Origin of the sequence: Micromonospora sp. NPDC005710 (assembly GCF_040630995.1) — a bacterium.
In the GTDB taxonomy this organism is placed as follows: Bacteria; Actinomycetota; Actinomycetes; order Mycobacteriales; family Micromonosporaceae; genus Micromonospora.
This window is the reverse complement of the sequence record NZ_JBEXYP010000010.1, coordinates 1-24,810: the sequence shown is the minus strand read 5'-3', so window position 1 is coordinate 24,810 and position 24,810 is coordinate 1. Positions and strand designations below refer to the sequence as shown.

General features: G+C 70.2%; 18 protein-coding genes and 2 pseudogenes. 14 read left to right on the top strand and 6 right to left on the bottom strand.

Going from position 1 to position 24,810, the window contains the following annotated elements; genetic code table 11:
- The first annotated feature begins 580 nt into the window (after positions 1-580).
- The 3 genes from ABZ406_RS15670 (at position 581) to ABZ406_RS15660 (ending at position 7,885) form a co-directional block, all read left to right on the top strand.
- Positions 581-4,627, top strand: coding sequence for a discoidin domain-containing protein (locus ABZ406_RS15670; RefSeq protein ID WP_357761261.1), 4,047 nt, complete (start codon positions 581-583; stop codon positions 4,625-4,627).
- A gap of 156 nt (positions 4,628-4,783) precedes the next feature.
- Positions 4,784-5,971 carry an MFS transporter gene (locus ABZ406_RS15665; protein WP_357761258.1) on the top strand — a complete coding sequence of 396 codons (1,188 nt, stop codon included), beginning with the start codon at positions 4,784-4,786 and terminating at the stop codon, positions 5,969-5,971.
- A gap of 165 nt (positions 5,972-6,136) precedes the next feature.
- A complete protein-coding gene (locus ABZ406_RS15660; protein WP_357761255.1) occupies positions 6,137-7,885 on the top strand; it encodes a gamma-glutamyltransferase family protein in 1,749 nt (582 codons plus the stop codon).
- A gap of 18 nt (positions 7,886-7,903) precedes the next feature.
- On the opposite strand, the gene ABZ406_RS15655 is transcribed toward ABZ406_RS15660, so the two are convergent.
- Genes ABZ406_RS15655 through ABZ406_RS15640 form a run of 4 tightly spaced genes read right to left on the bottom strand, consistent with a single transcriptional unit; the run spans position 7,904 to position 11,154 of the window.
- Positions 7,904-8,530, bottom strand: coding sequence for a response regulator transcription factor (locus ABZ406_RS15655; protein WP_357761252.1), 627 nt, complete (start codon positions 8,528-8,530; stop codon positions 7,904-7,906).
- The gene (locus tag ABZ406_RS15650) at positions 8,527-9,777 is read right to left on the bottom strand and encodes a histidine kinase (protein ID WP_357761249.1); all 1,251 of its coding nucleotides are present in this window, start codon (positions 9,775-9,777) and stop codon (positions 8,527-8,529) included. The genes ABZ406_RS15655 and ABZ406_RS15650 overlap by 4 nt, the downstream gene beginning before the upstream one ends.
- A gap of 4 nt (positions 9,778-9,781) precedes the next feature.
- Positions 9,782-10,231 carry an ABA4-like family protein gene (locus tag ABZ406_RS15645; RefSeq protein ID WP_357761246.1) on the bottom strand — a complete coding sequence of 150 codons (450 nt, stop codon included), beginning with the start codon at positions 10,229-10,231 and terminating at the stop codon, positions 9,782-9,784.
- Positions 10,228-11,154, bottom strand: coding sequence for a hypothetical protein (locus tag ABZ406_RS15640; RefSeq protein ID WP_357761243.1), 927 nt, complete (start codon positions 11,152-11,154; stop codon positions 10,228-10,230). Before ABZ406_RS15640 ends, ABZ406_RS15645 begins: the two co-directional genes overlap by 4 nt.
- Before the next feature lie 165 nt (positions 11,155-11,319).
- Here ABZ406_RS15640 and ABZ406_RS15635 point away from each other — a divergent pair, with 165 nt between their 5' ends.
- Both ABZ406_RS15635 and ABZ406_RS15630 read left to right on the top strand, forming a co-directional pair.
- Positions 11,320-12,066, top strand: coding sequence for a glyoxalase (locus ABZ406_RS15635; protein WP_357761241.1), 747 nt, complete (start codon positions 11,320-11,322; stop codon positions 12,064-12,066).
- Positions 12,067-12,235: 169 nt separating this feature from the next.
- Positions 12,236-13,408 carry a beta-propeller fold lactonase family protein gene (locus ABZ406_RS15630; protein WP_357761238.1) on the top strand — a complete coding sequence of 391 codons (1,173 nt, stop codon included), beginning with the start codon at positions 12,236-12,238 and terminating at the stop codon, positions 13,406-13,408.
- A gap of 80 nt (positions 13,409-13,488) precedes the next feature.
- Here ABZ406_RS15630 and ABZ406_RS15625 read toward each other — a convergent pair whose 3' ends face one another.
- Positions 13,489-13,791 carry a helix-turn-helix transcriptional regulator gene (locus tag ABZ406_RS15625; RefSeq protein ID WP_357761235.1) on the bottom strand — a complete coding sequence of 101 codons (303 nt, stop codon included), beginning with the start codon at positions 13,789-13,791 and terminating at the stop codon, positions 13,489-13,491.
- A 65-nt stretch (positions 13,792-13,856) separates the two neighbouring features.
- Here ABZ406_RS15625 and map point away from each other — a divergent pair, with 65 nt between their 5' ends.
- The 4 genes and pseudogenes from map (at position 13,857) to ABZ406_RS15605 (ending at position 18,274) form a co-directional block, all read left to right on the top strand.
- Positions 13,857-14,630 (top strand): type I methionyl aminopeptidase, encoded by a 774-nt coding sequence (gene map, locus ABZ406_RS15620; protein ID WP_357761232.1) that lies wholly within the window; start codon positions 13,857-13,859, stop codon positions 14,628-14,630.
- 190 nt (positions 14,631-14,820) lie between these two features.
- Positions 14,821-15,495 (top strand): annotated as a pseudogene (locus ABZ406_RS15615) (CDP-alcohol phosphatidyltransferase family protein); the annotation flags it as partial.
- Between the two features lie 284 nt (positions 15,496-15,779).
- Positions 15,780-17,438, top strand: coding sequence for a sulfatase-like hydrolase/transferase (locus ABZ406_RS15610; protein ID WP_357761229.1), 1,659 nt, complete (start codon positions 15,780-15,782; stop codon positions 17,436-17,438).
- Positions 17,439-17,473: 35 nt separating this feature from the next.
- Complete coding sequence (locus ABZ406_RS15605; protein ID WP_357761225.1) at positions 17,474-18,274, top strand: FkbM family methyltransferase; 801 nt, start codon at positions 17,474-17,476, stop codon at positions 18,272-18,274.
- A gap of 121 nt (positions 18,275-18,395) precedes the next feature.
- On the opposite strand, the gene ABZ406_RS15600 is transcribed toward ABZ406_RS15605, so the two are convergent.
- Positions 18,396-18,791, bottom strand: a complete 396-nt coding sequence (locus ABZ406_RS15600) for an NUDIX domain-containing protein (protein ID WP_357761222.1) — start codon at positions 18,789-18,791, stop codon at positions 18,396-18,398.
- 77 nt (positions 18,792-18,868) lie between these two features.
- Here ABZ406_RS15600 and ABZ406_RS15595 point away from each other — a divergent pair, with 77 nt between their 5' ends.
- The 5 genes and pseudogenes from ABZ406_RS15595 to ABZ406_RS15575 all read left to right on the top strand — a co-directional run.
- Complete coding sequence (locus ABZ406_RS15595) at positions 18,869-19,288, top strand: ASCH domain-containing protein (protein ID WP_357761219.1); 420 nt, start codon at positions 18,869-18,871, stop codon at positions 19,286-19,288.
- Positions 19,289-19,416: 128 nt separating this feature from the next.
- Positions 19,417-19,998: a hypothetical protein gene (locus tag ABZ406_RS15590; RefSeq protein WP_357761216.1), complete on the top strand. Its 582-nt coding sequence runs from the start codon at positions 19,417-19,419 to the stop codon at positions 19,996-19,998.
- Between the two features lie 61 nt (positions 19,999-20,059).
- Positions 20,060-20,857 carry a PrsW family intramembrane metalloprotease gene (locus tag ABZ406_RS15585; RefSeq protein ID WP_357761213.1) on the top strand — a complete coding sequence of 266 codons (798 nt, stop codon included), beginning with the start codon at positions 20,060-20,062 and terminating at the stop codon, positions 20,855-20,857.
- A 144-nt stretch (positions 20,858-21,001) separates the two neighbouring features.
- The gene (gene fdh, locus ABZ406_RS15580; RefSeq protein WP_357761210.1) at positions 21,002-24,268 is read left to right on the top strand and encodes a formate dehydrogenase; all 3,267 of its coding nucleotides are present in this window, start codon (positions 21,002-21,004) and stop codon (positions 24,266-24,268) included.
- Between the two features lie 3 nt (positions 24,269-24,271).
- Positions 24,272-24,810, top strand: a pseudogene (locus tag ABZ406_RS15575) (4Fe-4S ferredoxin); the annotation flags it as partial.

The following is a 24,810-nucleotide window of genomic DNA, read 5'->3' as shown; positions in this document are numbered from 1 at the left end:
ACGGGTGAACGCCTCGCCCACCCTCCGGCGGTCGTGGCGTGGACGGATCAACGGGGTTCTGCTGCCGTGACCTGCGATCGGGCTTCGCGTCGCGGGGGTGAGGACGTGTTGGTCAGAGCCTTTGGAGCTGAATCGTCTGCGACATCATGGCATTGGCGGCGCTGCCGGATGAGGTTTCCAGTCGGGAGGCGGAAGCGGCAGGCATCCGGTCTGATTCGTTGGGGGCATCAGCTCCAAAGGGTGCGCCAGCCATGCAGCCCCGCGGCCCTGGTGCCCGCCGCCGTAGCCCGCCGCCGCCGTAGCCCGCCGCCGGGGCCCCGCCGCCGTAGCCCGCCGCTCAGGGCCGCCCGCCGCCCGCCGCTCAGGGCCGCCCGCCGGCCGTAGCCCGCAGCCCGGACCCCGCGCCGACAGGTCGAGCGTTCGCCCGCGTGTCAATGTCCGAAGTAGATCAGCTGCGGAACGTGTTCGGGGAATCACGATCGACCCAGGGCCTTGACTCCCGGGAAACATCGGGCCACCATCTGACAACGTTGTCACAGACCCACCGCCACCTGACAACGTTGTCATGTCTGGAGGCAAGATGTCCGAGCCATCGCCGATTTCCCGGCGTACCTTCCTCTCCGCCGGAGCGACGCTGCTGGCGTCGGTCGGGGTGACCGCGGCCCTGCCGGACGCCGTCGCGACCGCCGCCGTACCGACCCCGGCGACCCCGCCGCCCACCTCCCCGACCGCCACCGACCTCGCCCGGTACCGCCCGGTGACGGTCTCCTCGACCGACTACGCCCCGACGCCCGCCACCTTCGCCGTGGACGGCCTGCCGCAGGTCGGCGTCCGGGGAAGTGGTTGGCGCGCCGCCAGCGGCGATCCACAGTGGATCTCGGTGGACCTCCAGGCGCCGTGCCGGATCGAGGCCGTCTCCCTGGTCTTCGAGGCCACGCTGACCGACAGCCCGTTCGACGGCAACTACACCGACACCGACGGCGACGAGATCCTCTCCAGCGCCGCGACGGCGTACCGGATCGAGGTCTCCACCGATGGCCGCGACTGGCGATCGGTGTACGAGACCAGTGAGGGCAAGGGCGGCGAGCAGGTCATCAGGTTGCCCGAGCCGGTCACCGCCCGATGGATCCGGATGACCGCCACGAAGCGTTCGAACAGCAACCCGGTGGGCCTCAACGGCTTCCAGGTCTACGGCGTACCGCTGGCTGGCCGGCCGGAGGCCGAGGGCTGGACGAGTTGGGAGGGCGGCAACACCGGGCCGGCCCCCGAGCTGAGGGTGGCGGCGGACGGCACTGTGCCGCTGGAGTCGGGCTGGTCGTTGACGATGGACGACTTCGCCGGCACCACCGACGGCGCCGAACTCTCCCGCGCCGGCGTCGACGTCCGGTCCTGGCTGCCGGCGACGGTGCCCGGCACCGTGCTGGGCGCCCTTGTCGAGCAGGGCCACCTCCCCGACCCGGTGGCCGGCTTCAACAACATGCGCATCCCGGAGGCGCTGTCCCGGCACACCTGGTGGTACCGGCGCGCGCTGCGGCTGCCCCGCGACCTGGACACCTCGCCCGGGCGACGGATCTGGCTGGAGTTCGACGGGATCAACCACGAGGCGACCGCCTGGGTCAACGGTGTGCAGGTCGGCAGTGTCAAGCACCCGTTCGCGCGGGCGGCCTTCGACATCACCGATGCGCTGGCCGGTCACCGGGGTGAGCACGTCCTCGCCGTCCGGGTCACCCCGATGCCGCACCCGGGCACCCCGGGCGACAAGGGCACCGACGGTCGTACCTTCCTCCAGTCGGCCCACCACTACCTGGACGCGCCCACCTACCTGGCGGTGTCCGGGTGGGACTGGATGCCCGCCGTGCGCGACCGGGTCACCGGCCTCTGGGACCACGTCCGGCTGCGCAGCACCGGCGCCGTGGTCGTCGGCGACCCGCACGTGCAAACCACGCTGCCGGACCTGCCCGGCACCGACACCGCCGAGGTCACCATCCGGGTGCCGGTCCGCAACGCGTCGGCCAGCGCCGCCACTGTCACCGTCCGCGCCGAGTTCGACAAGGTACGCGTCGAGTCCACAGTGACCGTCCCCGCCGGTGGGAGCAGCACCGTCACCTTCACCCCGGAGCGCTTCCGCGCGCTACGGCTGCGCAAGCCCCGGCTCTGGTGGCCCAACGGCTACGGCGACCCCCACCTGTACGACCTCACGCTCACCGCCACCGTCGGGCGCGCGGTCAGCGACAGGCGCGCGCTGCGCTTCGGTGTTCGCGAGTTCGCCTACGACTGGCACCAGCCGATCGTCGTCTCGCCGCCCGGCAAGCCCGCCCTGGAGTTCGTCGACGGCGCGGCGGCCCAGACCGTCACGTTCGCCCGGCAGCACGCCCGGCACGTGCGCATCCAGGCCGGTCAGCGCGCCACCGGTTGGGGCATCTCGATGTTCTCGCTGTCGGTGGCCGACGGTACCGGCCCGGATCTGGCCCTGCGTCGCGACGCCACCGCGTCGTCGTCGGAGAACGACGGCAACGGTCCCGCCAAGGCCGTCGACGGCGATGCGGCGACCCGTTGGGCCTCGCAGGCCGAGGACGACCAGTGGATCCAGGTCGACCTCGGTGCGGCTGTCGACTTCGACCGGGTGACGATCGTCTGGGAGCAGGCGTACGCGCTCGACTACCGCGTTCAGGTCTCCACCGACGGGGACGCCTGGGACGACGTGACGTCGGTCAGCAACGACACCCCGCTGGGCAGCCGCGCCACCCAGGTCGAGACGTTCGCCAGCCAGACGGCCCGGCACCTGCGCATCCAGACGGGGGCACGGGTGACCTCCTGGGGCGTGTCCATGTGGGCGCTCTCGGTGCAGCGGCAGGCCGAGCCAGACGTCGACCTGGCCCTGCGCAAGGCCGCCACCGCGTCGTCGTCCGACAGCGACACGAACGGTCCGGACCGGGCGGTCGACGGGAACCCCCGGACCCGGTGGTCGTCGACGTTCGAGGACAACCAGTGGATCCAGGTCGACCTCGGTGCTCCGGTCAGCTTCGACCAGGTCACCATCGTCTGGGAGCAGGCGTACGCCCGCGACTTCGTCATCCAGGTCTCGGAGGACGGGCAGCGGTGGACCGACGTGAAGTCGGTGAGCAACGCCGTCACCCAGCTCAAGATCAGCGTGAACGGTGTGCCGGTCTTCGCCCGGGGCGGCAACTGGGGCTGGGACGAGCTGCTGCGCCGGGTGCTGCCCGACCGGCTGGCCGACACGGTCGAGATGCACCGCGACATGAACTTCACGATGATCCGCAACTGGCTCGGCAGCAGCAACCGCGAGGAGCTGTACCAGGCCTGTGACGAGCAGGGCATCCTGGTGTGGAACGACTTCTGGCAGGCGGGCGCGTTCCTGCCCAACCCGCCCGGCTACGTCGACATCGCCGCCGACACCATCCGGCGGTTCCGCCACCACCCGAGCATCGTGGTGTGGTGCGGCGCGAACGAGGGTGACCCGCCGCCGATCGTGGACGCCGGGCTCAAGCAGGCCGCGGCCGCCGAGCACCCGGAGATCCTCTACATCCCCAACTCGGCCGGCGGCATCGTCAGCGGCCACGGCCCCTACCACTGGGTGGAGCCGGCGACGTACAACAACAGGAACACCTACGACACTGGCGCGTTCGGTTTCCACACCGAGATCGGCATGCCGGTCGTGTCGGTGCTTGAGAGCATGCGCAACCTCGTCGGTGACGCGCCGGAGTGGCCGATCGGCGAGGTGTGGAACTACCACGACTGGTCGACGATCGGTAACCAGCGCGTCGGCACGTACCAGGCGGCGATCGACGCGCGGCTCGGCGAGTCCGACTCGCTCGACGAGTTCGCCACCCGGGCACAGTTCGTCAACTACGAGAGCCACCGCGCCATGTTCGAGGCGTGGAACGCGAACCTGTGGGAGGACGCCACCGGTCTGCTGCTGTGGATGTCGCACCCGGCGTGGCACAGCACGGTCTGGCAGACCTACGACTACGACCTCGACGTGAACGGTGCCTACTACGGCGCCCGCAAGGGGTGCGAGCCGGTGCACGTCCAGGCCGACCCGGGCACCTGGCAGGTCCGGGTGGTCAACCACACTGCCGCGCCGCTGAGCGGGGTCACAGTGAACGCCCGACGGTACGACCTCAACGGCCGTTCGCTGGGCTCGCCCCAGCGTCAGCGCGTGGACGTGGCCCGTTCGGCCACCACGGCGGTCTTCCCGCTCACCGTGCCGGACGGCGGCGGGCTGCACCTGGTCCGACTGGAGCTGCGGGACAGCCGCCACCGGTTGCTCGCTGACAACACCTACTGGCGCTACGACAAGGCCGAGCAGCTGCGGGCGCTCAACGACGTGCCGAGCACCCGACTGTCGACGTCGTCGAGCACCGTACGTGTCGTGGACGGGCGGAACACCCTCACCACGACGGTCCGCAACCAGGGCCGTACCGTCGCCGCGTTGGTGCGCCTCGCCCTTCGCGACAACCACGGCAAGCGGGTTCTGCCGGCCCGCTACGGCGACAACTACTTCTGGCTCCTGCCGGGGGAGAGCCGCGAGGTGCGGATCTCGTGGCCGGCACGGTCGGGCCTCGCCCGGCAGGTCACGGTGAGCGCGCAGGCGTACAACTCCTAGCAGAGGGCTCTGGTCGCGGACCTCGAGCGGTGACCGGCGGAGGGTGACTCCGCCGGTCACCTCCGTCGGCCACCCGTGACCTGGGCGGTGCCACCTGATGCGGGCGTTTAGGTCCGTTACCGCACCTCGGCTCGGACCGATACCCATGCTGTACGTGTGACACGGTCCGGTTCCACGTCCGGCGCGGTGCGCGTCGCGTTCGCCTTCTGGATAACGCTCGTGGGCACCACCGTGCCGACCCCGCTCTATCCGCTCTACGAGATGGAGTTCGGGTTCTCGTCGTTGACCGTGACAGTGGTCTACGCGTTGTACGCGCTGGGAGTCGTCGTCGGGCTGCTGGTCTTCGGTCGGCTCTCCGACCAGATCGGCCGACGCCCGGTCATCCTCATCGCGCTGCTCCTGTCCGTCGCCGCCGACGCCGTGTTCCTGGCCGCCGTGGACCTGGCGATGATCATCGTGGGTCGCATCCTCGCCGGTCTCTCCGCCGCGCTGATCATCGGCGCGGCGACCGCGGCGCTCGCGGAGTTGATCAGCCCTCGGCACCCGAAGCGTGCCGCCACCGTGTCGATCTTCGCGAACCTGGGCGGCCTCGCCACCGGCACCCTGCTGTCCGGAATCGTGTCGGACGTGGCCCCCGACCCGCTCCGGCTGCCCTGGGCCATCGTGCTGATCCTGGCGGTGATCGCCATCATCACGCTTCGCGGGGTGCCGGAGACGGTCCGGGAGCGTTCGCCGGTGACAGTGCGGGTGCAGCGGTTGCACGTACCGGCTTCCATCCGCGGCGTCTTTGTCCGCGCGGCGCTCACCGCGGGTGCAGGTTTCGCCGCCCTCGGGGTGCTCACGTCGGTGAGCGGGCTGTTCCTCGGCACTGTCCTGCACGAGACCTCACACACCCTGGCCGCGCTCGTGGTCTTCGTGGCGTTCACCGGTGCGGCGTTCGGTCAGCTGCTGACCCGCGTCCTGTCCTCGCGCGCCGCGCTCGCCAGCGCCTGCGTCGGCCTGGTCGTGGGGGCGGGCCTGCTCGCGGTCAGCATGTGGATGGCGATGCTGGCGACGCTTGCCATCAGTGCGGCGATCATCGGGGTCGCGTCCGGGGTGGCGGTCGGCGACGGCATCGCGACGATCACGATGAAGACCGAACCGCAGCACCGGGCCGAGACGGTGTCGACCTTCTTCGCCATCCTGTTCGCCATGCTCGGGGTGCCCGCGGTCGCTGTCGGTCTGCTGATCCAGACGATCGGGTTGCGCCCCGCCGGAGAGATCTTCAGCGCGGTGGTGGCGGTGCTCGCCCTGTTCGTCCTGCTCAGCCTGGTGCGGGGCGGCCGGGCTCGGCCCGCGAGCTGATCACCGGCGGGCCGTCCCGCCTGCCCGGTGAGCGCTCCACGGAGGTCTTGCGGCGGTCAGCGCCGACAACATAGCCTCCCCGAGTCGCCCACTCGGAGGGCTCTCTCAACGGGAGGCGTTGTCATCACGTTCACCACCCGACCCACGTTGCAGGGCACCTTCGGCATGGTGTCCTCCACCCACTGGCTCGCCAGCCAGGCGGCGATGGGCACCCTGGAACGCGGAGGCAACGCCTTCGACGCGGCGGTCACCGCCGGGTTCGTCCTGCACGTCGTCGAGCCCCACCTGAACGGTCCGGGCGGCGAGGTGCCGGCCATCGTGGCCACCGCCCGGGACCCCCGACCGACTGTGCTCTGCGGGCAGGGGCCGGCACCGGCCGGCGCCTCGATCGCGCACTTCCGGTCCCTCGGGATGGACCTCGTCCCGGGTGCCGGGCCACTCGCGGCGGCCGTACCCGGTGCCGTCGACGCCTGGCTCCTGCTGCTGCGCGAGCACGGCACGCTCACCCTCGCCGAGGTGCTGGAACCGGCGATCGGCTACGCCGGCGCCGGGCACCCGCTGGTGGGCCGGGCCGGTGAGACAGTGGCGGCCGTCCGGTCGTTGTTCGAGGAACACTGGCCCACGTCCGCCGCGCTCTGGCTGCGCGGCGGCCGCCCACCGGCCGCGGGGGAGATGGTCACCAACCCGGCGTACGCGGACACCCTGCGCCGCCTCGTCGAGGCGGGAAAGGCTGCCGGTGCCGACCGGGAGGCCCAGATCGAGGCCGCGCGCCGGGCCTGGAGCACCGGGTTCGTCGCCGAGGCGATCGACGCGTTCAGCCGGCGACCGTTCCAGGACTCCAGCGGGCGCCCGCACGCCGGGCTGGTCACCGGCGACGACCTGGCCTCGTACTCAGCGAGTTGGGAGGCGCCCGCCACCCTCGACTGGCACGGCTACTCGGTGGCGAAGACCGGGTTCTGGGGCCAGGGTCCGGTGCTGTTGGAGGCCCTGGCCACCCTGGACGCGCTCGACGACCCGGGAGCGTACGACCCGGGCACCGCGGCGGGCATCCACGCCCAGGTGGAGGCGCTCAAGCTCGCCTTCGCCGATCGGGAGGCCTGGTACGGCGACGGCGTCGACGTGCCCGCCACGGCGTTGCTCTCCCCGCAGTACGCGCGGGAGCGGGCCGCCCTGATCGGCGACCGGGCGTCGGCGGAGTTGCGCCCGGGGCGTCCGGACGGGGCGCAGCCGCGCCTGCCGGCCCACGTCCGACCGGGGGCCGCGCGGCAGACCGGGCCGACGGACGGCATGACGGGAGAGCCGACCGTCCAGTCGGACGGGGTGACCCGGGGCGACACCTGTCACGTGGACGTGGTCGATCGCTGGGGCAACATGATCTCCGCGACGCCCAGTGGTGGCTGGTTGCAGAGTTCCCCGACGATTCCGGAGCTCGGCTTTCCGCTGGGCAGCAGGTTGCAGATGTTCTGGCTGGAGGAGGGGCTCGCCTCGTCGCTGGCGCCGGGCCGCCGACCGCGTACGACGTTGAGCCCGACGATGGTGCACCGCGACGGTGAGCCGGTGCTGGCCTGCGGCACGCCCGGTGGCGACCAGCAGGACCAGTGGCAGGTGCCGTTCCTGCTGCGGCACCTCGTCGGTGGGCAGAGCCTGCAGGAGGCCATCGACGCGCCGGCGTGGCACACGCTCAGCCTGCCGGGGTCGTTCTATCCCCGGGACATGGAACCCGGTGTCCTGGTAGTGGAGGACCGGCTCGACGACGGTGTGCTGGAGGCCCTGCGGGCGTCCGGGCACGAGGTGCGGGTCACCGACGGGTGGAGCCTCGGTCGGCTGTGTGCGGTGACCCGTGACCCGGCGACGGGCGTGCTGGCCGCCGGTGCGAACCCCCGGGGGATGCAGGGCTACGCCTGCGGCCGTTAGCGGGTGTGTGCCCGCGCGTCAGACGCCGCGCGCGAACAGGGCCAGACGGACCCGGTTGGGGCTGTCGGTCTTGGTCATCAGACTGGTGATGTGGGTCTTGACAGTGGTGACACCGATGTGGAGCCGGTCGGCGATCTCGGTGTTGGACAGGCCCTCGGCGACCAGGTCGAGCACGTCGCGTTCCCGGGCGGTCAGGCCCGGCCGGGCCGGTGGTGACCCGGGGCGGGCGTGCACCGCGCGCCGCACGAGGCGGCGCAGCACGTCCGGGCTGAACGGGCTGTCACCCACGGCGGCCCGGCGGATGCCGTCCAGCAGTTCGGTCGGCGGGGCGTCCTTGAGCAGGAACCCGCAGGCTCCGGCGTTCAGCGCGGGGTAGAGGTGGTCGTCGTCGCCGAACGTGGTCAGCACCAGGACGTGGGTGGTGGGACGTTCGGCGAGGATCCGGGTGGTCGCGGTGATCCCGTCGACGCCCGGCATCCGCAGGTCCATGACGACGACGTCGGGGAGGAGCCGCCCGGCCAGTGGGATCGCCTCCCGGCCGTTGTCGGCCTCTCCGACGACCTCGATGTCGGGTTGGGCGTCGCAGAGCATCCGCAGCCCGGCCCGGATGAGGTGCTGGTCGTCGACCAGCAGCACCCGGATCACGCCGGGTCCGGCGCGGGTGACCCGGCCGGGGCCTCCCGTTCGCGGGGCACCGACCCGACAGGTGCCTCGGCGGGTGCCACGGCCACGGCCGGAAGGACGGTACGCACCCGCCACCCGGCGCCGGTCGGGCCCGCCTCCAGCCGACCGCCGAGCACCTCGACACGCTCGCGCATCCCGGTGATGCCGTGCCCACCACCGGCCGGCACGCCCACCGGCACCCCACCGCGCCCGTTGTCGGCGACCTCCCAGTGCACGGCGCCGTCCCGCACGGCGACCACGACATGCGCGAGCGCCGACGTCCCCGCGTGTTTGGCCACGTTCGTCAGCGCCTCCTGCGTCAGTCGCAGCACCGCCATGCCCCGCACCGCGTCGAGTGACCCGATCGCCGGGTCGAGGTCCGCCTCCACTGTGACACCCGTCTGCCGGGCCCGGTCGATGGACGCCCCGATCGCCGCCGGCAGCGCGGCCGGTTCGATAGCTGTCAGTGCCGCGTCACCGCGTACCCCGTCGGGGTTGCGCAGCACCGCGACCAGCCGGCGCAGCTCCCCCAGGGCCGCGGTGCCGGTGCCGTGCACGTCGTCGAAGACCTCGCCGACGCGGGGTTCCAGGTCGGTGAGCACGTGCCTGGCGACGCCGACCCGCAGGACCATCGACGCCACGTGGTGCGCGACGACATCGTGCAGCTCACGGGCGATGGCGCTGCGTTCGTCGGCGCGGGCCGCGCGGCTTTCCGACTCGTGTTGGCGTTGCTCGGCGAGGGCCCGCTCCACGGCCTGGCGACTCAACTCCCGGTTGCTGCGGATGACCAGGCCGAGCAGCACCGGCACGCCGACTTCCAGGGCCAGCCCGACGGCACCGGAGGCGACCTCACCGGCCGGGTCACCGATCGAGTCGCTCAGATCGACAACGGTCAGCAGCGCGGCGGACAGCCAGATGACCCGGGCGCGGCGCGCCCGCATCGTGACCTCGAGCAGCGCCCAACTCGCACCCACCTGGTTGATGGTGACGTCGTCGACCAGGCTGATCGCGACCGTCAGCAGGGCGGCCTGCGCCAGCAGGTTGGCCATCGGCCACCGGTGCACCGCCAGCCCCACTGTGAACGCGAGCACCGCGAGGATCCACTGTGTCGTCGAGGGCGTGCCGGGGGAGTGCGGGACGAAGAACAGGTAGCACACCCCGGCAACGTCGAGCAGCGCCATCCGCACGAGGGTGTCCCGCATGTCCAACACCCGCGCCGGCCAGCTCACGTGGTCAGCCTAGGTGCTGCGGTTCGGTGGCGGCGACCGGCGGCCGCCACCGGGTCCGGACCGCGAGGTACGCGGCCAGGCCGAGCGGCCCGAGCAGGATGGTCAGCAGCAGCACCGGAGCCATGACCAGGGCCGGCACCCCCCGATCCCGGCTGTCCAACCACGCCCACCGTCCGACGAACAGATCGAACGCGATCATGTGCGCCCAACCCGCCGCCGCCCCGTCCGAGGTGCCCAGCAGGTCGCGCACTCCGGTCAGGGTCGGTGACGCCACGGCCGGCAGCACGTCGCCGAACGCCGGAAGCACCAGCAACGCGTAGATCACCACGACCGGCAGCACGACAAGCGGCGAGGCGATGATCCGGGCGGTCCACGCCCAGCGGGGCAGCAGGATCATCAGCGCCCAGAACGGCGCGGCCACCGCGAACGTCAGGGAGAACAACGTCGCTGTCATGCGGCCAACGCCAGTTCCGAACGACGCCGGCGGGCCAGCACCAAGCCGGTGGCGGTCGCCGTCGCGACCACCAGGGCCGCGACCGCGGCGAGCGTCGTGGCGTCCGGCCGCAGCAGCGGCTGCTCCCGCAGGGCCTGCCAGGTCAACAGCACGGTGAGGACGCCGTACGCGCTGCCCGCCACCGCCAGCAGCCGGGCGCGGGTGCGGTCGTCCCACCGCGCCGCGAACCGGGTCAGCAGGATCGCCAGGATCGGCAGCGCCTGCAGGGCGTGCAACCCCACGAAGTGCCCGATCCGCAGGTCACCGCCCGTGGTGCTCCAGCCGACGATCGGCAACCCCGGCCCACCGTCGGGCACGCCGACACTGTGCGCGCCACCGATGCCCTCGATTCCCGGGTCCTGCATCGGCAGCGCCATCGGCACCGCCGCGAGCATGCCCAGCAGGGACAGGCCCAGCCCCCACCGCACGGCGGTCGCGGCCACCCGATCGGGGATCCGCTGGATCAGGACCACGATCCCGATGACGAGGTGCGCGATGAACAGCACCATGATCGCCGCGCCCATCGCCGCGAACAGCGCGGCGTTCAGGGGCGTGCTGGCGTTGAAGTGGCTGGCCTGCCCACGGATCACCTGACCGATGATGCACGCGTTCTCGACGATCGCCACCGCGACGATGACGACGACCGCGCGCTCGACGGCCCGGCTGCGACGTGGCAGCAGGGAGAGCATCCAGGCGAGTGTCGCTCCGTACAGCACGAACGACACCGCGAACTTGAACGGCTTGAGCCAGATCGGCGCCCCGGTGAGGACGCGGGGGTCGACGAGGATGCCGACCACGGCGACGGCGGCGAGCACCGCCATCACGGATACCAGGACCATCAGGGGACGGTTCATGCGCGTCGCCCGGAGCACGTCGGTAGTCATGTCTGCAGATGTTCGTGGGCATTGACGCCGATCGCGTCCGACAGTAAGCCCCAGTTCCGGCCGGTGGTCGGAGCGGGTCTCCTCCCTGGGTAGGAGACGGAAATCGTCGAGCCGCGCGGGGGTGCTGGCACAATGGCCGGCCTGCCGACCGGACCGGGAGTGACGATGACGACGAACGAAGACCGAGTCCAACCGAACGAGACCACCGTGCCGCTGCTGCACTGTCCGGTGCCGGAGGAGACCCTGGCGTTCTGGCGCGCGCTCGGGTTCCGGGTCACCTACGAGCAGACCAGGCCGTACGTCTACCTGGCCTTCCGGTGGAGCGGGTTCGACCTGCACTACGGCCCGGCACCGAAGGATCTCGACCCGGCGAAGGAACAGTCCGGTGGCTGCCTGGTGATGGTGGACGCGGTCGCGTCGTACCACGCGGTGTTCGCCGAGGCGATGCGCCGCAGCTACGGCAAGGTGCTGGTGAAGGGCGTGCCGCGGATGACCCGCTACCGGGCCGGGGCTTCGCGGTTCATCATCGTCGACCCGTCGGGCAACACCATCGTCTTCATCCAGCGGAACGAGAAGGAGGTGGAGTACGGCGGGTCGAAAAAGCTCGACGGGCTGGCCCAGGTGCTCGACAACGCGCGGATCCTGCGCGAGTTCAAGATGGACGACCGGGCCGCCTACCGGGCGCTCGACTCGGGGATGCGCCGCCGCGCCGAGGACGCGCCGGTGGTCGAGCAGGCGATGGCGCTGGCCGGCCTGATCGAGCTGGCCACCGCGCTGGACAAGGCCGACCGGGTGCCCGAGTGGGGTGCCCGCCTCCAGGCCCTGCCGTTGACCCTCGAACAGCGACCGCAGGTGGCTCGGTACGTCGCCGACCCCACCGTCCTCGAACAGTGGTGGCCCGAACCGCGCTGACTCTCGGAACCGCCTGTAGGCCATCTCGGGGCGTACGTCCGGTCAATTCCCGTCATGACGGTAAATTACCGCTTTAGGGTAAGTGAGGCGAACTCACCTAGCTGTTCCGATAGCTTTCGAAGGAGAGGAAAACTCGTATTCCTCCCTTCGGGTGCAGAAGGAGTCAGTGATGAAGCGCAGTGTCGCGTTCGCGGCAGCCCTCCTGGCAGGTCTGACCAGCATCGGATCGATCCCCGGGACCGCCTCCGCCGATGGCGGTAACCCTGGAAGCCACGACGACCGCAAGGGGGGTGATTACCACCACGGCGACGAGGGCGCACTCTTCGTCCAGACCAACAAGGCCGAGGGCAACACCATCAAGGTGTACGACCGCGACGAAGACGGCGGCCTCACCAAAGCGGGCGAGTACGAGACCGGCGGGCTGGGCGGCTTCACCATCGGCGCCCCGCTCGACGCGTTGGCCTCGCAGGGCTCCCTGGTCTATCACAAGGGCCTGTTGTTCGCTGTCAACGCCGGCAGCAACACCGTCACCGTGTTCCGGGTCGAGGGTACCAAGCTGCACAAGGTCCAGGTCGTCTGGTCCGGCGGCCTGTTGCCGGTGAGCGTCGCTGCGCGCGGCGACCTCGTCTACGTCCTCAACGCCGGCGGCGAGGGTTCGGTGCAGGGCTTCGAGCTGCACAAGGACCGCCTGTCCCGGATCGAGGACGCCAACCGGTCGCTCGGGCTGCACAACGGCAACCCGCCCGCGTTCGCCTCCGCCCCGGCCCAGGTGAAGATCGACCCGGACAGCGAGTTCGTCCTGGTGTCCACCAAGAACGCGAACGTCATGTTCAGCTACGAGATCGGCCGCGGCGGGAAGTTGTCCCGTGACCCCGTGATCAGCGACGCGGGGAACACCCCGTTCGGCTTCACCTTCGACAGCAGGGACTCGCTGCTGGTCACGGAGTCGGGCGCGAACGCGGTGACCCGCTTCGAGTTGGAGGACGACGGTTCGCTCGACCAGGTCGGGCCGTCGGTGCCCAACGGCCAGCAGGCGCCCTGCTGGATCCAGCGCGTCGGCGACTACTTCTTCGTCGCCAACGCCGGCAGCTCCACGATCAGCTCCTACCGCGTCAACGACCACGGCAAGCTCGACATCGTCAAGCAGGTCGCCGCCGACACCGGCGGCGGGTCGATCGACATGACCACCAGCGACGGCTTCCTGTACGTGCAGAACGCCACAGCGGGCAACGTGCAGAGCTACAAGGTGCACGAGGACGGGTCCCTGAATCTCGTCACCACGGTGGAGGGCCTGCCGAAGTTCGAGAACGGCATCGGCATGGAAGGCATCGCCGCCTCCTGAACGCACCACCAGCTGGTCCCGGTCGTGCGTCGACCGGGACCAGCTTTCGGTGTGCCCTGAGGTGTGTTGCCCTCCGCGCGCTAGGAGGCCAACCGTTGGCGCGCGGTGCGCGTCGCTCGGGGGAGTTCGGCGCTGCCGTCCGATTTGTTGATCTCCGACCAGACGGCGTCGAGGGAGAGGCCGAGGACGTCGGCGATGGCCGCGATGGTCGGGAAGGCGGGGGTGGCGATCCGGCCGGACTCGATCTTCCGGAGGGTCTCGGGTGAGACGCCCGCGTCCAACGCGGTGAGCAGCATCGAACGCTCTCCACGGGCGCGACGCAGGAGGGCGCCGAGGCGCTGTCCCCGTTCGAGTTCCGCGGGAGTGAGTGGCAACCTGACCATGCTCCGATTCTAGTACCGGGATAATATGGCCGGGATACTTATTGGCGGTTCGAGGAAGGCGTTGCATGATCGAGATCCTGAGCCCCACCGACGTGCTGCGAGCGAAGGACACCGGCGCGCTTGTCGCCCGGATCCTGCAGACGCTGAAGAGCCGCTGCGTGGTCGGCACCAACCTCCTGGACATCGACAGGTGGGCGCAGGCCATGATCATCGAGGCCGGGGCGCAGTCCTGCTACGTCGACTACGAGCCGTCCTTCGGGCGCGGGCCGTTCGGCCACTACATCTGCACATCGGTGAATGACGCAGTGCTGCACGGGTTGCCGTACGACTACCCGCTCGCCGACGGCGATCTGCTCTCCCTCGACCTCGCCGTCTCCCTCGGCGGAGTTGTCGCGGACTCGGCCATCAGCTTCATCGTGGGCGACGTACGGGCCCCGGAGAGCGTCGCGCTCATCGACGCTACCGAGCGCGCGTTGCGGGCGGGGATCGCCGCCGCCGGTCCCGGCGTCCGCATCGGTGACATCTCCCACGCGATCGGCTCCGTCCTCAACGCGGCGGGATACTCGGTGAACACCGAGTTCGGCGGCCACGGCGTCGGTTCGACGATGCACCAGGACCCGCACGTCTCCAACACCGGCCGGCCCGGTCGCGGATACCGGCTGCGGCCAGGGCTGCTGCTGGCCCTGGAGCCGTGGGTCATGGCAGACACCGCCGCGCTCGTCACCGATGCCGACGGCTGGACGCTCCGCAGCGCGACAGGCTGCCGGACGGCGCACAGCGAGCACACCATCGCCATCACCGACGACGGCGCCGACGTGCTCACCCTTCCGACGCGCTGACCCGTACGGCTCGATCGACGCCCTTGCCGGTCCGGCGGCGGACGAGCTGCCCACCGTGGACGGTTAACCGGCCGCCGAAGGGGCACGTCCCTGCATGGCACCCTGGCGCGTGTCGCGTTCAGAATGAACCGATCGGTCATATTTTCCGTGATGACGGTCAGGGGTCACCCACCAGAGTCGCGGAGGCACGATGTCAACGGTTCGAACTGGTCCGGTCATCGGGCTGCTCGTGCAGACCGTCCTGCTGGCGGTGTTGGCGGGGACAGTCGGTCTGGGTGCGGCGGGCTGGGTGGCGGGGCTGGCGTACGGGGCGGCCCTGTGCGCCCTGCTCAGCCGGGGGATGGCCCGCTCGGGCGCGGGTGCGCTGAGCCCGGCCGACCGGGTGACCCTGAGCCGGGCGGTCCTCGTCGGCGGCGTGACCGCGCTGGCCGCCGACTCGGTCGGGCGCTCCGCGCCGGTCGCACTGATGGTCGTGCTCACCAGCGTGGCGTTGGCTCTCGACGCCGTGGACGGGTACACGGCCCGTCGCACCGGCACCACGAGCGAACTCGGCGCACGCTTCGACATGGAGATCGACTCGTTCCTGGTCCTGGTGCTCTGCCTGCACGTGGCTCCCTCGGTGGGTGGCTGGGTGCTCGCGATCGGCGCGATGCGGTACGTCTTCGTCGCCGCGAGCTGGGTGCTGGGGTGGATGCGTGGGTCCCTGCCGCCGCGCTACTGGCGCAAGGTCGTCGCCGCCATCCAGGGCGTGGTGCTGACGGTGGCGATGGGCGACGTGCTGCCCGGGCCGCTGACGACGGTTGTGCTGCTGGCGTCGGTGGCGCTGCTCGTCGAGTCCTTCGGGCGTGACGTCGTGTGGCTCTGGACGACCCGTCGTCTCCGCCACACCCTCATCCACGACATCCCGGCCCCGATGGTCCACGCGAGCAGCCCGGTGAGCCACAGTTCCCCGAGCGCCGTGACGGCGCTGGGCTCGGGTCGGACGGATGCGCGGCAATGGTCGGACCGGCCCTCGGTCACCGCCGCCCGGCGCGGGATCGCCCGCGTCTGAGCAGCCCGGATCCCACCCTCGCCGAAGATCATGGAAGGATGCCCGGGTTGTCGCTCTTGACGCGTGTACGTCAGTTGCCGAACCACGGACGGAGACCGATGAGGGGCGAAGCCTCGGACCTCACCGCCGCCGACGGCAGCGGAGCCGACCACGGGCCGAAACGCTCTGTCGCGGGCCGGCTGACGACCGTCCTGGCCGCGTTGCTCGTCCTGCTCGCCTTCACCGTGCCGTACGACTTCGGCCGGCTCAGCCCGGCGGCGTTCGTGCGGATCCCCCTGGAGGCGCTGCTGGTCGTGGCCCTCCTGCTCGCCCTGCCGTCGCGTGGCAGCCGATGGGTCGCGACGCTCGCCGGCGTGGCGCTCGGGCTGCTCGGCCTGCTGAAGGTGCTCGACCTGGGGTTCTCCGCGGCGCTGAGCCGGGCGTTCGACCCGGTGCTCGACTGGGCGCTTGTCGACGAGGGGTTCGCCTTCCTCAGCGAGTCGTACGGTCGGCCCGCCGCCATCGGTGCGGCGATCACCCTGGCGGCGGTGGTCGTGGGCCTGCCCACCCTGGTCACGCTGTCGATGCGGCGACTGCGGCGGCTGGTGGTCCGTCACCGCACGGGCACCACTCGGATCGTCGCCGCGCTGGTCGTCGTCTGGGTGGCCTGCGCCGCGTTGAACGTACGGGTGGTCGAGGGCGTACCGGTCGCCGATACCTCCGCGACCACCCTGGCCAACGGTCACGGCTTCCAGGTGCGTCTGCGTCTCGACGACCGCGAGACGTTCGGCGCCGTGATTGAGGCCGACAAGTTCGGCGACACACCCGGCGACCAGCTGTTGACCGCGCTGCGCGGCAAGAACGTGGTCGTCGCCTTCATCGAGAGCTACGGCCGGGACGCCGTCGAGGACCCGGAGTTCGCGCTGCAGGTGGGTGCGGTCCTCGACCGCGGCACCAGCGAGCTGGGCGCGGCGGGGTTCGCCGCGCAGAGCGGTTTCCTCACCTCACCGACCTTCGGCGGCGGCAGTTGGCTCGCACACGACACGTTGCTCTCCGGCCTCTGGATCGACAACGACCAGCGGCACCGCACCCTGTTGGCCAGTGACCGAATGACCCTCAACGGCGCCTTCCGGCGGGCGAACTGGCAGACAGTGGGCGTGATGCCCGCCGTCACCAAGGCCTGGCCGGAGGGTTCCTTCTTCGGCTACGACCGGTTCTACAACGCCAAGACGCTTGCGTACCGGGGCCCGAAGTTCAGCTTCGGCACCCCGCCGGACCAGTACACCCTGGCCAGCTGGCAGCGCCTGGAACAGGCGAAGCGCGACGGCAATGTGATGACCGAGCTGGCGCTGGTGTCGAGTCACGCGCCGTGGACGCCCGTCCCGCCGCTGCTCGACTGGGCCGACGTCGGCGACGGCGCGGTCTACCGCGGGGCCGGCGCCGGCAGGTCCGACGACAAGCGCCGCAGCACCGCCCAGATCCGGGCGGACTACCGGAAGTCCATCGAGTACACCCTCGGCACTCTCACCTCCTACGTGCGCACCTACGGGGACGACGACCTCGTGTTCATCTTCCTCGGTGACCACCAGCCCGCCGCTGTCGTCACCGGCGACAACGCCAGCCGGGACGTCCCGATCTCGATCATCACCCGGGACCGGGCCGTGCTGGACCGGATCTCCGGGTGGGGCTGGCAGGACGGGCTGAAGCCCGGTCCGCAGGCGCCGGTCTGGCGGATGGACGCCTTCCGGGACCGGTTCCTGACCGCGTTCGGACCGTAACCCGGCCACCTCTCACACGGACTGGACCGAGACAGATGACGGCTACCACCGAGACCAGGATCGCCGCGCTCCGCAGCGACCCGGCCCTGTCCCTGCTGCACCGGTCGCTCGGCGTCTACTACGGCCACCCCGAGCGGGACGCGAGGATGGACGCCTTCTACTCCCGGTTCGTCAGCAGCGGGGATCTCGTCTTCGACATCGGCTCCCACGTAGGCGACCACATCGGCAGCTTCCGTCGCCTCGGTGCCCGGGTCGTCGCCGTGGAACCGCAGCCCCTGTGCCTGCGCGCCCTGCGGGCGATCTACACCGGCGACGACCAGGTGACAGTTGTGGACGCCGCGTGTGGCGCGCTGCCGGGGCGCACCCGGTTGCACGTCAACTCCGCCAACCCCACGGTGTCGACCGCCTCGCCGGACTTCGTGCGGGCGGCCGAGGGCGCGGGCGGGTGGGAGGACGAGGTGTGGGACGCCGACATCGAGGTTCCGGTGGTCACCGTCGACGCGCTGATCGAGACGTACGGGGTGCCGACCTTCGCCAAGATCGACGTTGAGGGTTTCGAGGACGAGGTGCTGGCCGGCCTCAGCCGTCCCCTGCCCGCGCTGTCGTTCGAGTTCACCACCATCGCGCGTCCGGTCGCCGACCGCTGTCTCGATCGCCTGACCGCGCTCGGCTTCGACGGCTTCGACGTCGCGTTGGGCGACGACAAGTCGATGACCTTCGACCGCTGGGTGCCCGCTACCGACCTGGCGGCACACCTGCACGATCTGCCGCACGCCGCGAACTCCGGCGACGTGTACTGCGTGTCCGGATACCGGGCAGCCACCGCCGACAGGTGACCGGAACACTCGTCTCCACCCCGGGCCGGCGCGGCCGCAGCCGGCCTGGACGATCAGATGGTCGAGCCCGGCCCGGTCCGTCGATCATGGAGATGTGGTGCCCGACCTGGCACGGTAGAAGCTACTTTGTCACCCACCACAAGTGCATGATCGCCGAAGCGGGGCAGAGCACCTCGTCCTCCGGGATGAACACCATCGCCCGCCCCTCGCCGATCACCACGTCCTCCTGACGGGCCGTGGTGGTGCCACGAAACACGTGGACGGTCACAGTGTGCGGAAAATTCGCTTCGTACGGACGCGGTCCGCTCCACAGCGGGTGCAGCTCACCCACGGTCAGGCCAGTTTCCTCCAGCAGTTCGCGGCGCGCCGCCTCCTCTGGCGACTCGCCGGGATCGACATGGCCACCCGGCAGGCTCCACTGGCCCGGCGAGACGACGGCATCCTCGTCGCGGTGCTGAAGCAGCACCGCGCCCGATGGATCGGCAAGCAGCACGAGGGCGACGTCATAGGTGGCCATGACGAGACCGTGCCACGTCGACGTGAGCATGTCGTCGACGGTCCGTCAGCGCGTATCGGATCGCGTACCCTCCGCGGATGGACCTCGACGATCTTCCGCTTGCCGAGTTCGCGTTTCCGGGGCCCCTGCGGGACGCACTGGTGGGTGCGATCCTTTCCGGAGCGAAGACCTCGACGACCGGCCTGCTGGTCGGGTACGAGTGCGCCAACGAACCGCTTCCCGAGGTGGGCCAACTGTCCGCCGTGGTGGACTCCGCCGGCCGGCGGGTCGCGGCCATCGAACTGACCGACGTACGGGTGATCCGGCTCGCCGACGTCGACCTGTCGCACGCCCTGGCCGAGGGCGAGGGCGACGAGTCGGTGGCCCAGTGGCGCGCGGGACACGAGTCGTTCTGGCACAGCGCCGAGGTGCGCGCCGAACTGGGCGACCCCGGCTTCACAGTGGACGATGACACGGTGGTGGTGACCGAGCGCTTCCGGCTGGTGCACATCGTCTGAGTCGAGCAGCACCGACTACAGCGCCAGAGTCGGGCGGCGTCCTCACTGTCTCGGCGATCAGCAACGGGCGCACAGCCGGGAGCCCGCGCAGAACGAGAAGTGGTGGCGGTGATCGCTATCTTGTAGCCATGAGAGTGGATGCCGGTTCGGCATACGAGGTCCGGCGGAGTCTGCTCCGCGCCGGGCTCACGTTGGCGCTGTACAGCCTGTTGCCGATGACAGCCATCGTGATCGGCGTGCAGGACCTGTCCGTCCGCTACATGTTCTTCATCCTCGGGGTGGGGTTCGAGGCGATCATCCTCGTCACGGGGCGTCGTCGGGTGAGCAGCGCGCTGCGGCGGGAGTTGCTGTTCGCCATCGACGAGCAGGGCGTCTACCTGGGCCCGGATGACTTTGGTCGACCGGCGATGCGCGAGAAATGGTCGAACATCGACGCCATCGTTCACTTCCATGGCCGGGTGTGGACGACCAGTACCAGGCCAGCTTCGAACCGTAACGTGGGTATCGTCCAGGGCGGCAGAATCATGGCCTCCCGGGGGATGGGCGGCTGGCGGTTGAGCGTCAGGCGTGCCTCGGCGGCCGCCGACCGTTTCGGTGGGGGAACACCGGTGCTCAAAGCGCCGTATTATGACCAGATCTCGCGCGAATGGTTCCACACCCTCCCTTTGCCGCCGAACTGGCTTGCCACCCATGCCGCACCTCGTGAGTGAGACGCGCCTCCCGGGCTGACCAGGCTAGTGTTCGTCACCGAGATCCGACAGACTGCGCGGTATGCGTGATCGTTGGCGCCGTTGGGCGTGGGTCGGGGTGCTCGTCATCGGGCTGGTTCTCTATCTGGCGGTGCTGCGGACCCTGGTCAGCACCAAGAATCCGAATTTCGTACCAGCGTTGATCCTGCTCGGGGCGACGCTGGTGCCGCTGACGTTCCTGACGTTCGCGCAGGCCCGCACCGGGCGGTGGCAGGTGCCGGCGTCGGCGTTGGCGACGTCGGCGTTCTTCGGCGGCGTGATCGGCACTGTTGTCGCCGGCACCCTGGAGTACGACACCCTGCGCGGCCTCGGCACGCTGCCGATGTTGTTCGTGGCGCTGATCGAGGAGTCGGCGAAGCTGATCGTCCCGGTGGTGCTGCTGTTCACGGTGGTAGCCCAGCGCCGGCGTCGGGTGCCCTCGGACGGGCTGGTCATCGGTGTCGCGGCCGGCATGGGTTTCGCCGCGCTGGAGACGATGGGGTACGCGTTCAGCGCGCTGCTGAGTTCACAGGGCAACATCGGCGCGGTGGAGCAGACGCTCTTCATCAGGGGCCTCACGGCGCCCGCCGGTCACACCGCCTGGACCGGGCTGACCGCCGGCGCGCTCTGGGCGTTGCTGGCCAGCCCCAGCGTCCGCCGACTTGTCGGGTTCATCGGCACGTTCGTGGGCGTCGTCGTCCTGCACACCCTCTGGGACACGTTCACCGGCTCGCTGGTCTTCGTCGTGGTGGCGATCGCGAGCATCGGCTGGCTCTTCTGGGAGCTGCACCGCTACCGGACCTTCAACGATCACCCGGTCGGCCAACTGCAACCACACTGACCCTCGCCTTACCCCATGCCTCTCCCGGCCCCGGCAACGGGCCGGGGGAGGCATGACTGTTGGTGATCCCGCTGCGACCGGAACGGCACCTCATCTACCGTCAGAGTGTTCAGATATGGCGGAATTGGTCGGGAAGGTGCCGCGATGGGGGTGCGCAGCTGGTTCGAGGGCTGGCCGGTCTACCGCCAGCTCACCGGCACGGACCCCCTGGGCCGGGGTGCCGCGGCGAAGTCCGACGGCTCCCGCGCGCTCACCGCCCGCACCGACACCGCCGACAGCGTCGCCCGGTCCGTCTGCCCGTACTGCGCGGTGGGGTGTGGTCAGCGGGTGTTCGTGAAGGACGGGCAGGTCAGCCAGATCGAGGGCGATCCGGACAGCCCCATCTCGCGGGGCCGGCTCTGCCCGAAGGGCTCGGCGAGCAGGAGTCTGGTAACCAGCCCTCTGCGGCAGACCACCGTCCGGTACCGCCGGCCGTACGGCACCGAGTGGGAGGATCTCGACCTCGAGACGGCGCTGCACATGATCGCCGATCGGGTCCTGGCCGCCCGGGACGAGACCTGGGAGGACGTCGACGCCGAGGGCCGGCCGCTCCACCGGACGCTGGGCATCTCCAGCCTGGGTGGGGCGACCCTCGACAACGAGGAGAACTACCTCATCAAGAAGTTGTTCACCGCGATGGGTGCGCTTCAGATCGAGAACCAGGCCCGTATTTGACACTCCTCCACCGTCCCCGGTCTGGGGACCAGCTTCGGGCGTGGCGGTGCCACGCAGTACCAGCAGGACCTGTCGAACTCCGACGTCATCATCATCCAGGGTTCGAACATGGCCGAGGCGCACCCGGTGGGTTTCCAGTGGGTGATGGAGGCCAAGCGCAAGGGCGCGAAGGTCTTCCACGTCGACCCGAGGTTCACCCGCACCAGCGCGCTGGCTGACTCGTACCTGCCGATCCGGGCGGGCACCGACATCGCGTTGCTCGGCGGGGTGGTGCGCTACATCCTCGACAACGAGCTGGACTTCCGGGAGTACGTCGTCGCCTACACGAACGCCGCGACGATAGTGAACGAGGAGTACGCCGACACCGAGGACATGCACGGACTCTTCTCCGGCTTCAACGACGACAACGCCACCTACGACCAGGCCAGTTGGCGGTACGAGGGCCACTCGCGGAACCAGACGACACGCGACAGCGAGACGCAGCGGGAGACGGCGGCCGGGCTGGAGAACGAGTCGCACGGCGCGCCAGTCGGCGGCGAGACCCAACGTGACGAGACGTTGCAGCACCCGCGTTGCGTCTACCAGATCCTCAAGCGGCACTTCGCCCGCTACACCCCCGAGATGGTGGAACGTGTCTGCGGCATCCCGCAGGACAAGTTCCTCGAACTGGCCCAGGCGTGGACGGAGAACTCCGGCCGGGACCGCACCGGGATGCTCGTCTACTCGGTGGGGTGGACGCAGCACAGCGTCGGCGTGCAGTACATCCGCACCGGGGCGATCATCCAACTCCTGCTGGGCAACGTGGGCCGCCCGGGTGGTGGGGTGATGGCCCTGCGTGGGCACGCCAGCATCCAGGGCTCCACCGACATCCCGACGCTGTTCAACCTGCTTCCGGGCTATCTGCCGATGCCCCACCACGCCAGTCACCCGACCCTGGACAAGTGGGTGGACAGCATCGCGCACCCCGGGCAGAAGGGCTTCTGGGGCAACGCCCGCACCTACGGCGTCAACCTGCTCAAGGCGTACTGGGGTGACGCCGCCACCGCCGACAACGACTACTGCTACGGCTACCTGCCGCGGATGACCGGTGACCACGGCACGTACCAGCAGGTGCTGGACATGATCGACGGGAAGATCAAGGGGTACTTCCTGCTCGGGCAGAACCCGGCGGTCGGTTCGTCGCACGGTCGGGCGCAGCGGCTCGGGATGGCGAACCTCGACTGGTTGGTGGTCCGCGACCTGTTCATGATCGAGAGTGCGACGTTCTGGCAGAACGCGCCGGAGATCGAGACCGGGGAGATCGTGCCGGAGGAGTGCCGTACCGAGGTGTTCTTCCTGCCCGCCGCGTCGCACGTGGAGAAGGAGGGCACGTTCACCCAGACGCAACGCCTGTTGCAGTGGCGGGAAAAGGCGGTCGAGCCGCCGGGCGACTGCCGTTCCGAGCTGTGGTTCTTCTACCACCTCGGTCGAGTCGTCCGAGAACGGCTCGCGGCGTCGACGAAGCCGCGCGACAGGGCGCTGCTCGACCTCGCCTGGGACTACCCGACGCACGGTCCGCACGCGGAGCCGAGCGCCGAGGCGGTGCTGCGCGAGATCAACGGGTACGAGGTGGCCACCGGCCGACCGCTGGCGTCGTTCACCGAGATGAAGGACGACGGTTCGACAGTCGGTGGCTGCTGGATCTACACCGGTGTGTACGCCGACGGCATCAACCAGGCGGCCCGCCGCAAGCCCGGTTCGGAGCAGTCTCTCGTCGCGCCCGAGTGGGGTTGGGCGTGGCCGGCGAACCGGCGCATCCTCTACAACCGCGCGTCCGCCGACCCGGACGGCAACCCGTGGAGTGAGCGCAAGCGCTACGTGTGGTGGGACGCGGACAAGAGCGAGTGGACCGGTTACGACGTGCCGGACTTCGAGAAGACCAAACCGCCGTCATACCGGCCGGAGCACGACGCCTCAGGTGTGGCGGGCATCGCCGGCGACGACCCGTTCATCCTGCAGGGCGACGGCAAGGGCTGGCTGTACGCGCCCACCGGCGTGCTCGACGGCCCGATGCCCACCCACTACGAGCCGGTCGAGTCGCCGGTGCGAAACCCGCTCTACCGACAGCAGGCCAACCCGACCCGCAAGGTCTACACCCACCCGATCAACACCCTGAACCCGAGTCCGCCGGAACCGCACAGCCAGGTGTTCCCGTACGTGTTCACTGTCAGCCGGCTCACCGAGCACCACACCGCAGGTGCGATGAGCCGGAACGTGTCGCCCCTCGCGGAACTGCAACCGGAGATGTTCGTCGAGGTGTCGCCCGAACTGGCGGCCGAACGCGGGCTCGACCACCTGGGCTGGGCCCACCTGGTGACCGCCCGGGCGGCCATCGAGGCGCGGGTCCTCGTCACCGACCGGCTCACCCCGTTGCGGGTGGACGGTCGGGTCATCCACCAGGTGTGGTTGCCGTACCACTTCGGTTTCGAGGGTCTGGTCACCGGTGACTCGGCGAACGACCTGTTCGGCATCAGCCTGGACCCGAACGTCCTCATCCAGGAAAGCAAGGTCGGCACCTGCGACATCCGACCCGGCCGCCGCCCCCGCGGCCTGGCACTGCAGAAACTCGTCGTCGACTACCGACGCCGGTCCGGCGACCTCAGCCCGCACTACCCACCTCAGGTCACGACCGACTCCGCCACGGACCAGGAGGTCTGACCCATGCCCCACACCAATGCCCTGTACGGTCCGCTGGACCCCGCGCCCGACGCCGGTTACGAGAACGCGCCGCCGCGGATGGGGTTCTTCACCGACACCAGCGTCTGCATTGGTTGTAAGGCGTGTGAGGTGGCGTGCAAGGAGTGGAACGGTGTGCCGGAGAGCGGCCTGGATCTGCTCGGCATGTCGTACGACAACACCGGCGCGTTGACAGCGAACTCCTGGCGACACGTGGCGTTCGTCGAACAGCCCCGCCGGGCTGGCCTGGCGACACCGGCGTTTGAGGACAACCCGGACGGGCCACCGATCAGCCCGGTGACGGCGGCTGTCGGCGCGCGAACCCATGCCGACACCGGCACCGACCCGGGCCTGTCGGCCGGCTCACCCGCGGCGGCGGCCCGCATGTCGGCCGGCCCGGAGTTCCTGGGTATGCCGGGGGCGCAGCCGCCGGGGCGGGGCACGGGTGCGCAGGGTCGTACGGATTTTCGGTGGTTGATGATGTCGGATGTGTGTAAGCACTGCACTCATGCGGCGTGTCTGGA